14 protein-coding genes and 1 pseudogene are annotated in these 12972 nt (G+C 42.3%); all 15 read left to right on the top strand.

The features are described from left to right. Window positions 1–91: 91 nt before the first annotated feature. The 15 genes and pseudogenes from LXO72_RS04750 to LXO72_RS04680 all read left to right on the top strand — a co-directional run bounded on the left by LXO72_RS04750 (window position 92) and on the right by LXO72_RS04680 (window position 12939). The gene (locus tag LXO72_RS04750) at window positions 92–1234 is read left to right on the top strand and encodes a glucose-1-phosphate adenylyltransferase (protein WP_117744046.1); all 1143 of its coding nucleotides are present in this window, start codon (window positions 92–94) and stop codon (window positions 1232–1234) included. Continuing rightward, on the top strand, window positions 1224–2360 hold the full coding sequence (glgD, locus tag LXO72_RS04745; RefSeq protein ID WP_117744047.1) for a glucose-1-phosphate adenylyltransferase subunit GlgD: 1137 nt from the start codon (window positions 1224–1226) through the stop codon (window positions 2358–2360). The genes LXO72_RS04750 and glgD overlap by 11 nt, the downstream gene beginning before the upstream one ends. Next, window positions 2360–3787 carry a glycogen synthase GlgA gene (gene glgA / locus LXO72_RS04740; RefSeq protein WP_233331670.1) on the top strand — a complete coding sequence of 476 codons (1428 nt, stop codon included), beginning with the start codon at window positions 2360–2362 and terminating at the stop codon, window positions 3785–3787. Before glgD ends, glgA begins: the two co-directional genes overlap by 1 nt. 47 nt (window positions 3788–3834) lie before the next feature. Beyond that, window positions 3835–4326, top strand: a pseudogene (locus LXO72_RS04735) (ZmpA/ZmpB/ZmpC family metallo-endopeptidase); the annotation flags it as partial. 272 nt (window positions 4327–4598) lie between these two features. Next, entirely contained in the window at window positions 4599–4799 is a 201-nt protein-coding gene (locus tag LXO72_RS04730; RefSeq protein ID WP_023022742.1) for a F0F1 ATP synthase subunit C, read from the top strand. Between the two features lie 32 nt (window positions 4800–4831). Further along, window positions 4832–5548: a F0F1 ATP synthase subunit A gene (gene atpB, locus LXO72_RS04725; protein WP_023026623.1), complete on the top strand. Its 717-nt coding sequence runs from the start codon at window positions 4832–4834 to the stop codon at window positions 5546–5548. A gap of 15 nt (window positions 5549–5563) precedes the next feature. Further along, window positions 5564–6058, top strand: a complete 495-nt coding sequence (gene atpF / locus LXO72_RS04720) for a F0F1 ATP synthase subunit B (RefSeq protein ID WP_023026624.1) — start codon at window positions 5564–5566, stop codon at window positions 6056–6058. Then, window positions 6058–6594: a F0F1 ATP synthase subunit delta gene (locus LXO72_RS04715; protein ID WP_120702143.1), complete on the top strand. Its 537-nt coding sequence runs from the start codon at window positions 6058–6060 to the stop codon at window positions 6592–6594. The genes atpF and LXO72_RS04715 overlap by 1 nt, the downstream gene beginning before the upstream one ends. Before the next feature lie 15 nt (window positions 6595–6609). Next, entirely contained in the window at window positions 6610–8115 is a 1506-nt protein-coding gene (atpA, locus tag LXO72_RS04710) for a F0F1 ATP synthase subunit alpha (protein WP_023022746.1), read from the top strand. A 15-nt stretch (window positions 8116–8130) separates the two neighbouring features. Beyond that, window positions 8131–9012, top strand: a complete 882-nt coding sequence (locus LXO72_RS04705) for a F0F1 ATP synthase subunit gamma (RefSeq protein ID WP_233331669.1) — start codon at window positions 8131–8133, stop codon at window positions 9010–9012. Window positions 9013–9100: 88 nt separating this feature from the next. Further along, the gene (gene atpD, locus LXO72_RS04700; protein WP_031573407.1) at window positions 9101–10507 is read left to right on the top strand and encodes a F0F1 ATP synthase subunit beta; all 1407 of its coding nucleotides are present in this window, start codon (window positions 9101–9103) and stop codon (window positions 10505–10507) included. A 13-nt stretch (window positions 10508–10520) separates the two neighbouring features. Then, a complete protein-coding gene (locus LXO72_RS04695) occupies window positions 10521–10940 on the top strand; it encodes a F0F1 ATP synthase subunit epsilon (RefSeq protein ID WP_031573404.1) in 420 nt (139 codons plus the stop codon). A 240-nt stretch (window positions 10941–11180) separates the two neighbouring features. Next, a complete protein-coding gene (locus LXO72_RS04690) occupies window positions 11181–11411 on the top strand; it encodes a DUF1146 family protein (protein ID WP_023022750.1) in 231 nt (76 codons plus the stop codon). Between the two features lie 66 nt (window positions 11412–11477). Continuing rightward, the gene (gene murA, locus LXO72_RS04685) at window positions 11478–12761 is read left to right on the top strand and encodes a UDP-N-acetylglucosamine 1-carboxyvinyltransferase (RefSeq protein ID WP_023026629.1); all 1284 of its coding nucleotides are present in this window, start codon (window positions 11478–11480) and stop codon (window positions 12759–12761) included. Continuing rightward, window positions 12751–12939: a DNA-directed RNA polymerase subunit beta gene (locus LXO72_RS04680; RefSeq protein WP_126404019.1), complete on the top strand. Its 189-nt coding sequence runs from the start codon at window positions 12751–12753 to the stop codon at window positions 12937–12939. Before murA ends, LXO72_RS04680 begins: the two co-directional genes overlap by 11 nt. Window positions 12940–12972: the final 33 nt, after the last annotated feature.

Here is a 12972-nt window from a genome sequence, read left to right as displayed (position 1 = left end):
TATGATCCCATTCCTAACTTTGTAGAAGAAGTTACAGCACCTCTTCTCAGAAGTGGGAAGAAGGTCTCGTCAATCCAAAAAGGAGTAATCAATGAAGAATGAAATGCTAGCTCTGATCCTTGCTGGTGGGCAAGGAACTCGCCTTGGAAAACTCACTCAAAGCATTGCCAAACCTGCAGTGCAATTTGGGGGACGTTATCGTATTATTGACTTTGCCTTATCCAACTGTGCCAACTCAGGTATCCACAATGTTGGCGTGATTACTCAGTATCAACCGCTTGCCTTAAACAACCATATCGGAAATGGTTCTAGTTGGGGTCTTGATGGTATTAATACTGGGGTTTCTATCCTTCAACCTTATTCTGCAAGTGAAGGAAATCGTTGGTTTGAAGGAACAAGTCATGCGATTTTCCAAAATATCGACTACATCGATAGCATCAATCCAGAGTACGTATTGATCCTTTCTGGAGACCATATCTACAAGATGGACTATGACGAAATGCTTCAGTCTCACAAAGACAATAATGCCAGCCTTACCGTAGCTGTATTGGATGTCCCTTTAAAAGAAGCTAGTCGTTTCGGAATTATGAATACGGATGCCAACAATCGAATTGTCGAATTTGAAGAAAAACCTGCAGAGCCAAAATCAACAAAAGCTTCTATGGGGATCTACATTTTTGACTGGTCTCGTCTTCGCAACATGTTAGTAGCTGCAGAGAAGAGTGACATGGATATGTCTGACTTTGGTAAAAACGTTATTCCAACTTACCTTGAATCTGGAGAAAGCGTCTATGCTTATGAATTCAAGGGCTATTGGAAAGACGTGGGAACTATTGAATCTCTCTGGGAAGCGAATATGGAATACATTGATCCAAACAATGCCTTGGACAGCCGTGATCGTCACTGGAAGATCTATTCTCGTAACTTGATTTCACCACCAAACTTCTTTGGCGAACATGCCCATATTGAAGATTCCTTGGTAGTGGATGGGTGCTTGGTAGACGGAACAGTAAAACATTCTATCTTGTCTACGGAAGCACAAGTTCGTAAAGGTGCAGTCGTTGAAGATTCTGTCGTCATGAGTGGTGCCATTATCGGTCAAGGTGCTGTAATTAAACGTGCTATTATCGGTGAAGGAGCAGTTGTTTCAGAAGGTGTTGTCATCGATGGAACGGAAGAAGTACAAGTCGTTGGATATAACGAAAAAGTGGGGGTAGCAACAGATGAAGATTGATAAGTATTCAGCTATTTTAGGAAACACAGTAGGCTTCCATGATATGTCATCATTGACAGATCATCGTCCTGTTGCCAGTCTGCCATTTGATGGGAAATATCGCTTGATCGACTTCCCGCTTTCTAGCCTCGCTAATGCAGGAATCCGTAGTGTATTTGGTATCTTCCAGCAAGAAAATATCAGTTCTGTCTTTGACCATATTCGCTCTGGTCGTGAGTGGGGCTTGTCAACTCTTTTGAGCCACTACTATCTCGGTATCTACAACACTCCAGTAGAAAGTTCAAACGTTGGCAAGGAATATTATGAGCAACTATTGACCTATTTGAAACGCTCTGGTTCGAACCAGACAGTCGCTCTTAACTGTGATATCTTAGTAAACATTGATTTGAACCAAGTCTTCCACTTGCACAATACCGTTGACAGACCAATCACAGTGGTCTACAAAAAGATGCATCATCGTGACATCTCTGAAGTAAATGCGGTTTTAGAAATCGATGAGACAGATCATGTACGTGGACAAAAGTTGTTTGATGGAACAGATCCAGATGCTCTCTATAATATGTCAACGGATATCTTTATCGTTGATACACCATGGTTGATTGAAAAATTGGAACAAGAGGTTCACAAGGAACATCCAGAAAAATTGCGTTATATCCTACGTGATTTGGCGGTTGAATACGGAGCATTCGCATTCGAATACACTGGCTATATTGCCAATATTCATTCTGTTGAATCCTACTACCGCGCTAATCTTGATATGTTGGAAACCAATAAATTCATGTCTCTCTTCTCACCAAATCAAAAAGTTTATACCAAGGTGAAAAATGAAGAGCCAACTTACTATGCTCCTGGTTCGCAAATTAAGAATTCGCAATTTGCATCAGGAAGCATTGTCGAAGCTTTGGTACATGATTCTGTCATTTCTCGTCGTGTTCATCTCCACAAGGGGGCAGAAATTCGTAGCAGTCTCTTATTCCCGGGAGTCGTTGTCCATGAGGGAGCTGTCGTAGAGCATGCGATTCTTGACAAGGGCGTCGTAGTTGAGACTGGTGTAACCATTCGTGGAACCAAAGAAGCACCTCTTGTGATTAAAAAAGGTGCTGTGATTACAGAGGATATTGGATAATGAAATTATTGTTTGTTGCCGCTGAAGGAGCTCCCTTTTCAAAAACAGGGGGCCTAGGAGATGTGATTGGGGCACTTCCTAAATCCTTGGCTAAAAAGGGACATGATGTCCGTGTCGTCCTTCCTTATTACGATATGGTGGAGGCGAAATTTGGCGATCAGATTGAAGATGTGCTACACTTTACTACAAAGGTAGGTTGGAGAAGTGAGTATGTTGGGGTAAAACGTATTTTTAGAGATGGTGTTACCTTTTACTTCATTGATAATCAAAAGTACTTCTTTAGAGGACACGTCTATGGAGATTTTGATGATGGGGAGCGTTTTGCCTTCTTCCAATTGGCAACGCTTGAGATGATGGAACGTGTAGATTTCATTCCAGATATCGTCCACGCTCATGATTATCATACAGCCATGATTCCTTTCCTACTAAAGGAGAAATACCGTTGGATTCAAGCTTACAATGGGATTAAGTCTGTCTTAACCATTCATAATCTGGAGTTCCAAGGTCAGTTTGACCCAGGAATGTTGTGGGATCTGTTTGGAGTTGGTTTTGAGCGCTACGAAGATGGTACCCTTCGGTGGAAGGATTGCTTGAACTGGATGAAGGCTGGGATCCTCTATGCTGATCGAGTGACCACTGTTTCACCAAGTTATAGTTATGAAATCAGGACAGCTGAATATGGTTGTGGCCTTGATCAAATCTTGCGCATGGAATCTGGTAAATTGACGGGGATTGTGAATGGAATCGATACAGACCTCTACAATCCTGAGACAGACCCGCTCTTGACCTATCATTTCAGTAAAGATGATTTATCAGGAAAAGCAGCAAGTAAGCGAGCTCTTCAGGAACGTGTCGGACTTCCGGTTCGTGATGATGTTCCCTTGTTTGGAATCGTTTCTCGTTTGACTCACCAAAAAGGGTTTGATGTGGTAGTTGAAGAATTACATAACCTCTTACAAAAGGATATTCAAATCGTTCTTTTGGGAACAGGAGATCCTGGCTTTGAACATGCCTTTTCTTGGTTTGGTCAAGCTTATCCAGATAAACTCTCTGCCAATATTATGTTTGATGTCCAGTTAGCGCAGGAAATTTATGCTGCTTCTGATGTCTTCTTGATGCCAAGTCGTTTTGAACCATGTGGACTATCTCAAATGATGGCCATGCGCTATGGCACGCTACCATTGGTTCACGAGGTAGGAGGACTTCGAGATACAGTACAAGCCTATAATGTGCTTGATGGTAGTGGTACTGGCTTTAGCTTTAACAACCTTTCTGGTTACTGGCTAAACTGGGCTGTAGATCAAGCATTGACAGTCTATACTCATGATAAGGATGCTTGGCTTGGTCTCCAAAGACAAGCCATGAGCCGTGACTTCTCATGGGATACAGCTAGTCAACATTATGCTGATCTCTATCAATCATTATAAGATGAATGGAAAACGCCTATTTTAGGCGTTTTTTTTGCTTTTGCAGGGAAGAGTTTGCCCAAGGAATGTTGCAAACACCATCTGTATCTAATTCAAATGGGGAATACAAAGCTCTGGGTCTCAATATGGCCTACGAACGTCCCAACGATGGAAACCAATGGTACAATACCAATCCAAATGACCTCACCTCACGCGAGGAGATTGATCGGTAAATGAAGGGGTAAAACGATACGCTCATACTTCTGGATTATCTAGAAGGGGAAGCTGTCCTCAATAAATTCAGTCAAGATTGGAATAAAGCTTACTTCAATCAAGTTGTGACAAGTGCCAAAAAAGGAATTCAATCTATTGAAATCGATGGTAAAACCTACAATAGCTATGAAGACTTGAAACGTGCATTTGCTGAAGCAGTTGATAAAGATAAGGCTACCCTAAGTAACGGATCTGTCAAATTTGGCAATACTGTTTCACTGAAAGAAAAAGTCTTTAAGAAATTGCTGCAAGAAACGGACAGTTTCAAAACCTCTATTTTTAAATAGGAAGAAAATGCTCATCTGCTCGTCAGGTGAGTTTTTTCTATCATTGGTAATAATGCTTCCTCTTCTGATAAAAATAATATAAATTTGTGTGGAATACAAAAATAGACAAAGCGTCTAAAAACGATTAGGGTCTTTTGAAAACTAGTGGCAAGAGGAATTTTGAAAGTAGTAACAGAATTGCTATAAAACGTTTTCTTTCTAGGCAAACATTTGACTATTATATCTTTTAGGAGTAAACTAGAGGAGTAAAATATATTTAAGGAGAATTCATCATGAATTTAACATTTTTAGGTCTTTGTTTAGCCTGTTTTGGTGTGTCACTTGCGGAAGGTTTGATGATGAGCAATCTGTTCAAATCTGCATCACGTCAACCAGAAATTATTGGTCAATTGCGTAGTCTCTTGATTCTTGGTGTTGCCTTTGTAGAAGGTACCTTCTTTGTAACCCTAGCGATGGCATTTGTCATTAAATAGACAACTCTATTTAGAAATGGAGGTGTCAAACCATGGAAGAAAGTTTGAATCCAACCGTTAATATTGGACCAATATCCTTTGATTTGACCCTGCTTGCCATGTCTCTTGTAACTGTTTTGATGGTTTTTGCCTTTGTCTATTGGGCAAGTCGTGAAATGACCATCCGTCCAAAGGGCAAACAAAATGCTCTTGAGATGATTTATGACTTTGTGATTGGTTTTACCAAACCAAACATTGGAGAATCATACATTAAGGATTATTCCTTGTTTCTGTTTTCTCTCTTTCTGTTTATCTTGGTTGCCAATAATATTGGCTTAATGGCAAAAGTACAAACAACAAACGGTTATAACTTGTGGACTTCCCCAACAGCTAACCTTGGATACGATTTATCCCTCTCATTATTGATCACTTTGATCGCCCATGTAGAAGGAGTTCGTCGTAGAGGCGTTAAAGAATATTTGAGAGCATTTGTTACACCTGGCTTTATGACTCCGATGAACATTTTAGAAGAGTTCACCAATTTTGCTTCCTTGGCGATTCGGATCTACGGAAATATTTTTGCCGGTGAGGTCTTAGCTGGATTGCTATTGACCTTGTCACAAAATGCTTTGTATTGGTATCCTTTTGCCTTTATCGCAAACATGTTATGGACAGCCTTTTCAATTTTCATTTCATGTATCCAAGCCTATGTATTTACCATGTTGTCATCCATGTACATAGGTAAAAAAATAAACGGTGAGGAAGAGTAAGTAGAGGAGTAGAAGATGGATTTAACAATTGGTACCATTATTGGTGACTTTATATTGATCGCTGGTTCCTTCCTCTTATTAATCTTTTTAGTAAAGAAATATGCTTGGGGTAATATTACTAGTATTTTGGATGCGCGTGCTGAAAAAATTACCAACGATATTGACGAAGCAGAGGCAGCCCGTAAAAAGGCTGAGGAACTAGCTGCAAAACGCGAAGCGGAGTTGGCAGGTAGTCGTCAAGAAGCAACGACCATTCTTGAAACAGCTAAGGAAACAGCCGAAAAAAATAAGGCTCATATTCTCAGTGAAGCTAACCAAGAAGCCCTTCGCTTGAAAGAAAAAGCGCAATTAGAAATTTCGCAAAATAAAGAGGAAGCGATGAACAGTATCAAGGGAGATGTCGCAGACCTAACCGTCAACTTGGCAGGTAAATTGCTAAGCCAACAGTTGGACTCTGAAGGCCATCGCCAACTGATCGATCGCTACCTAAATGAATTAGGAGATGCCTAATGGACAAAAAGCAATTAATGGTAATTGAGAAATATTCCCAGCCTTTTGTTCAATTGGTATTTGAAAAGAATCAGCAAGATGACGTTTATGAAAAATTAAGTCAAATTAAGGCTGTTTTTGAAGAAACAGGCCTTGCTGCATTTTTAGCTCATATCGGTGTAGAGGATGAAGAGAAAGCGAAGAGTCTTCGACTCTTTCAAAACTCGGATTCAGCATTACTAGACCATTTGATTGAAGTGGTTATTCTCAATCATCGTGAAGCCTTATTTTATGACATTGTCAGAGTGAGTATGGATCAAATTCAACAGCTGAGCAACTGTTTCGAAGTAACCGTTTCTTCGGTTGCCGGACTGGATCAGGCTCAAAAAGAAAAGTTGATCCCTATTATTGAAAAGAAATTTGGTATCCAAGTTCGTTCGCTTAAAGAAGAACTGGATCCAGATCTGATTGGTGGTTTTGTGGTTTCAGCAAATCACAAGACGCTTGATACCAGTCTCAAACGTCAATTGCAAGTCATAAAAGCAAATTTGAAATAGAAAGTGGTGTGAATTTTGGCGATTAACGCACAAGAAATCAGCGCTTTAATTAAGCAACAAATTGAAAATTTCCAGCCAAATTTTGACGTCACAGAGACCGGAGTCGTTACCTATATTGGTGACGGGATTGCGCGTGCTCATGGCCTTGAAAATGCAATGAGTGGGGAGTTGTTGATCTTTGAAAACGGCTCATACGGAATGGCGCAAAACTTGGAAACGACAGATGTCGGGATTATCATCCTTGGAGACTTCACAGACATTCGTGAAGGAGACTCGATTCGTCGGACTGGTAAAATCATGGAAGTCCCTGCTGGGGACGCCTTGATTGGTCGGGTTGTCAATCCTCTTGGTCAGCCAGTGGATGGCTTGGGAGAAATCGTAACTGATACCTTCCGTCCAGTTGAAACACCAGCTCCTGGTGTTATGCAACGGAAATCTGTATCAGAGCCTCTTCAAACGGGCTTGAAAGCCATTGATGCCCTTGTTCCGATTGGACGAGGCCAACGGGAATTGATCATCGGAGACCGTCAAACAGGAAAAACCTCAATTGCCATCGATACTATCTTGAACCAAAAGGATCAAGATATGATCTGTATCTATGTAGCAATTGGACAAAAAGAATCAACGGTTCGGACACAAGTAGAAACACTTCGTAAGTATGGAGCCATGGATTACACCATTGTGGTGACGGCATCAGCCTCACAACCATCTCCACTCTTGTTCCTTGCACCTTATGCAGGGGTTGCTATGGCCGAAGAGTTCATGTACAATGGCAAACACGTTTTAATCGTCTATGATGATTTGTCTAAGCAAGCCGTTGCTTACCGTGAATTGTCTCTTCTTCTTCGTCGTCCGCCAGGACGGGAAGCCTTCCCAGGGGATGTTTTCTACCTTCACAGCCGTTTATTGGAACGTTCTGCGAAAGTATCGGATGAATTGGGTGGTGGTTCCATTACTGCGCTTCCAATCATTGAGACACAAGCAGGGGATATTTCTGCTTATATCGCGACTAACGTGATTTCGATCACAGATGGCCAAATCTTCTTGCAAGATAGCCTCTTTAACTCAGGAATTCGTCCAGCCATTGACGCAGGATCATCTGTGTCACGGGTTGGTGGATCAGCCCAAATCAAGGCTATGAAGAAGGTTGCGGGGACTCTCCGTATTGACCTAGCTTCTTACCGTGAGTTGGAAGCCTTCACCAAGTTTGGTAGTGACTTGGATGCCGCTACTCAAGCTAAGTTGAACCGTGGTCGCCGGACAGTAGAAGTCTTGAAGCAACCAGTCCATGAACCATTAACTGTCGAAAAACAGGTAGTCATCTTGTATGCTTTGACACATGGATTCTTGGATAGTGTACCTGTTGATGATATCCTTCGCTTTGAAGAGGAATTGTTTGCCTTTGTAGAAGTGCATCATCCAGAAATCTTTGAAACCATTCGGACGACCAAAGATCTTCCAAGTGAAGAAACAATGGATGCAGTGATTACTGACTTTGTCAACCAATCAAGTTTCAAATAGAAATAGGAGTGGCAGATGGCAGTTTCTTTAAATGATATCAAAAATAAAATTGCATCGACAAAGAATACCAGTCAAATTACAAATGCTATGCAGATGGTATCTGCTGCCAAACTTGGGAAGTCTGAGCAAGCTGCCAAGGACTTCCAAATTTACGCATCTAAGGTTCGTAAGCTATTGACCGACCTCTTACATGGACATGAGGCTGAGAGTGCTAAGTACCATCCATTTTTAAAGAGTCGGCCTGTCAAAAAGTCTGCTTATATTGTCATCACTTCTGACCGTGGACTAGTGGGTGGCTACAACGCCTCTATTCTCAAGTCTGTCATGGAATTGAAGGAAGAATACCATCCAACGGGTGAGGATTTCGAAGTCATCTGTATTGGAAGTATTGGGGCAGATTTCTTTAGAGCAAGAGGCATCCAGCCGGTTTATGAACTACGTGGCCTAGCTGATCAACCAAGCTTTGATGAAGTGTGGAAGATCATTAACAAGACAGTCCAAATGTATCAAAATGAGTTGTTTGATGAATTGTATGTCTGTTATAACCACCACGTCAATAGTTTGACCAGTCAATTGCGGGTTGAGCAAATGCTTCCGATCATTGACTTGGACCCCAACGAAGCAGATGAAGATTATATCTTGAATCTGGAGTTGGAATCAGACCGAGATGCGATTTTGGATCAATTGCTTCCACAGTTTGCTGAAAGTATGATTTATGGAGCCATCATTGATGCCAAAACAGCTGAAAATGCTGCCGGTATGATGGCCATGCAAACAGCAACAGACAATGCCAAGAAGGTAATTGATGAATTGACCATTCAATACAACCGAGCTCGTCAGGCAACCATTACGCAAGAAATTACGGAAATTGTTGCAGGAGCGAGTGCGCTTGAGTAGTTGATTCGATGCACATTTTAACAATACAAAAATAAGCTTGCTTATATGTATGACCAAGCTTAGAAACTTAATAGAATAGGAGAATGACATGAGTTTAGGCAAAATTTCTCAGGTTGTAGGTCCTGTCGTTGACGTAGCTTTTGCTGCGGGCGATAAACTCCCTGAGATTAATAATGCGCTTGTAGTCTATAAAAATGACCAACAAAAATCAAAAGTCGTTCTTGAAGTAGCTCTTGAACTTGGGGATGGTGTCGTTCGCACCATTGCCATGGAATCAACAGATGGCTTGACTCGTGGGATGGAAGTATTGGACACTGGTCGTCCAATCTCTGTGCCTGTCGGAAAAGAAACTCTTGGACGTGTTTTCAACGTCTTGGGAGATACCATTGACTTGGAAGAAGCATTTCCAGAAGATGCTCCTCGTGAATCCATTCATAAAAAAGCTCCATCCTTTGATGAGCTTTCTACTTCAGAAGAAATTCTTGAAACAGGGATCAAGGTCATTGACCTCTTGGCCCCTTACCTGAAAGGTGGGAAGGTCGGCCTCTTCGGTGGTGCCGGAGTTGGGAAGACCGTCTTAATTCAAGAATTGATCCACAACATTGCCCAAGAGCACGGTGGGATCTCCGTCTTTACCGGGGTTGGTGAACGGACCCGTGAGGGGAATGACTTGTACTGGGAAATGAAGGAATCTGGCGTTATCGAAAAAACAGCCATGGTCTTTGGACAAATGAACGAACCACCAGGAGCACGGATGCGTGTAGCCTTGACTGGTTTGACCATTGCGGAATACTTCCGTGATGTGGAAGGTCAAGACGTTCTCTTGTTTATCGATAATATCTTCCGTTTCACCCAAGCCGGATCAGAAGTATCAGCCCTTTTGGGACGGATGCCTTCTGCCGTTGGTTACCAACCGACCTTGGCAACTGAAATGGGTCAATTGCAAGAACGGATTACCTCAACCAAGAAAGGTTCTGTTACATCAATCCAGGCCATCTACGTGCCAGCCGATGACTATACAGACCCTGCCCCAGCAACAGCCTTCGCCCATTTGGACTCAACGACCAACTTGGAGCGTAAATTGGTTCAATTAGGGATTTACCCTGCCGTTGACCCATTGGCATCTAGCTCTCGTGCCCTTTCTCCAGACATCGTCGGAGAAGAGCACTATGCAGTGGCTTCTGAGGTCAAACGCGTCCTTCAACGCTACCATGAACTGCAAGATATCATTGCCATCTTGGGGATGGATGAATTGTCTGATGATGAAAAGACCTTGGTGGCTCGTGCCCGTCGTGTCCAATTCTTCTTGTCTCAAAACTTTAACGTGGCGGAACAATTCACTGGTCAACCAGGTTCTTATGTACCGGTTGCAGAAACTGTACGTGGTTTTAAAGAAATTTTGGACGGGAAACACGACCACTTACCTGAGGATGCCTTCCGTGGTGTCGGTTCGATCGAAGATGTGATTGCAAAAGCTGAAAAAATGGGATTCTAAGAAGAGGTGAAAGATGAGTCAAATGAACGTCCAAATCGTTACACCGGATGGACTGGTTTATGATCATCATGCCGCATTTGTATCTGTCAAGACAATTGATGGTGAATTAGGGATTTTACCTCGTCATATCAATACCATTGCGGTTTTGGCTGTAGACCAAGTCAAGGTCCGTCGGGTCGATGACGAAAAACACATTGATTGGATTGCAGTCAATGGTGGGATTATCGAAGTGGTAGATAATGTCATTACCATCGTAGCGGATTCGGCGGAACGCGCTCGAGACATTGATATTAGCCGGGCTGAGCGTGCGAAATTGCGTGCTGAAAAAGCCCTTGAAGAAGCCAAGGACCAACATTCTGTTGATATGGAACGTCGTGCCAAGATTGCCCTTCAACGCGCTATTAACCGGATTAATGTCGGAAATCGATTATAAAAACTTAAAGAGGCTGGGACAAAAATCCTAGCCTCTCAATTGTCTTTGGACTGTCGCGCAATACACAGTGGTTGAGTGGCTTCTACTACGCTGATTTCATCAGCTTTTACAGCCCTACTCAACTGTGCGGAGGTGGGATGACGAAATCGAATTCTAACGAATAACCGATTTCTGTCCCACTCTCTTTTTTTGAATCTAAAGAATATAAAGGGAAACTTTTTCTTGTGGTATAATAGAGGTATGATTCAAATGATTTTTACTTTTTGCAGTCACCTATTATTTATTTCTTTTGCCTACCACCTTCTTTCAACGGTGGTTCAGTGGGAGCGTTTTTTAAAGGTAAGTGCTGATACAGCCTTGAAAATTCGTCTTCTTATTCTATTGATCAGCATTAGTTTAGGGTATTTGACGAGTAGCTTCTTTATCAGTATCTATGAATTCAGTCGGCAGTTGTTTAACGGGAACTTTTAGCTTCTTTTTTGATGAATTTATGGTATGATAGTAGTCGTGACTGAATGAAATGGAGTAATAACGAGTATGGATAAAATTATTGTAAACGGTGGTCAAAATCGCCTAGTTGGAACTGTGAAGATTGAAGGAGCAAAGAATGCCGTCCTTCCCCTTTTAGCAGCAACTGTTTTGGCCAGTGAAGGAACAACGACTTTGACCAATGTTCCTGTTTTATCTGATGTCTTTACCATGAATAATGTCGTTCGTGGCTTGAACACTCAAGTGACATTTGATGAAGAGACCAATACAGTAGTCGTTGATGCAACTCAACCATTAACAGAAGAAGCGCCTTACAAATATGTCAGCAAGATGCGGGCTTCGATCGTCGTTTTAGGTCCTGTCTTGGCTCGGAATGGTCATGCCAAAGTTTCCATGCCGGGTGGATGTACCATTGGTAGTCGTCCAATCGACTTGCACTTGAAGGGATTAGAAGCCATGGGGGCGAAGATCACTCAAACTGCGGGATATATTGAAGCAAAAGCAGATCGTCTTCATGGAGCGCATATCTATATGGATTTCCCATCTGTAGGTGCCACCCAAAATATCATGATGGCAGCAACTTTGGCAGATGGAACTACGGTTATCGAAAATGCAGCCCGCGAACCTGAGATTGTGGATTTGGCCTCTCTTTTGAATAAGATGGGCGCTAAGGTGCGTGGAGCAGGCACAGAAACCTTGACGATTGTTGGGGTGGATCGCCTGCATGGAGCGGTTCATAATGTCGTTCAAGACCGAATTGAGGCAGGCACTTTCATGGTTGGTGCAGCCATGACAGGTGGAGACGTTTTAATCGAGGATGCTATCTGGGAACACAACCGTCCTCTTCTTTCTAAGATGCAAGAAATGGGTGTTGAAGTAACGGAAGAAGAAAATGGTATTCGCATTCGCTCAGATGTCTCTAAATTGAAACCAGTGACGGTAAAAACCTTGCCTTATCCAGGCTTTCCTACAGATATGCAAGCCCAATTCACTGCTTTGATGGCCATGGCCTCTGGTGAATCGACTATGATTGAAACAGTCTTTGAAAATCGCTTCCAACACTTGGAAGAGATGCGTCGGATGGGCTTACACTCAGACATTATGAGAGATACAGCCCGCATCCAAGGTGGAGCTAGCTTACAAGGGGCTGAAGTGATGTCGACAGACTTGCGTGCTAGTGCGACCTTGATTTTAATGGGGCTTGTAGCTGAGGGAGAAACCAAAGTTAGCAAGTTAACACACCTTGACCGTGGATATTTTAAATTCCATGAGAAATTGGTAGCTCTTGGAGCTGATGTACGTCGTGTGAAGGAAGATGATGATGAAAACTAAATTAAAAGCAATTGGAAAACAATTGGGAATCGTCCTATTGGTTCTTACTATTTTAGCGATTGTCTTCGCTCTTGGCTTGGTCATTGGATATGGTGTCATTGGTAATGGGAAGGATCCTTGGTCTATTCTCTCGCCAGATACATGGAAGGAAATCCTTCAGAAATTTACAGGTAAGTAACTATTTATCAAAAGAGGAGCTTGAGATTGTGAT

Source organism: Streptococcus sp. XMC, assembly GCF_021341835.1.
In the GTDB taxonomy this organism is placed as follows: Bacteria; Bacillota; Bacilli; order Lactobacillales; family Streptococcaceae; genus Streptococcus.
This window is presented reverse-complemented; position numbering and strand designations above follow the sequence as displayed.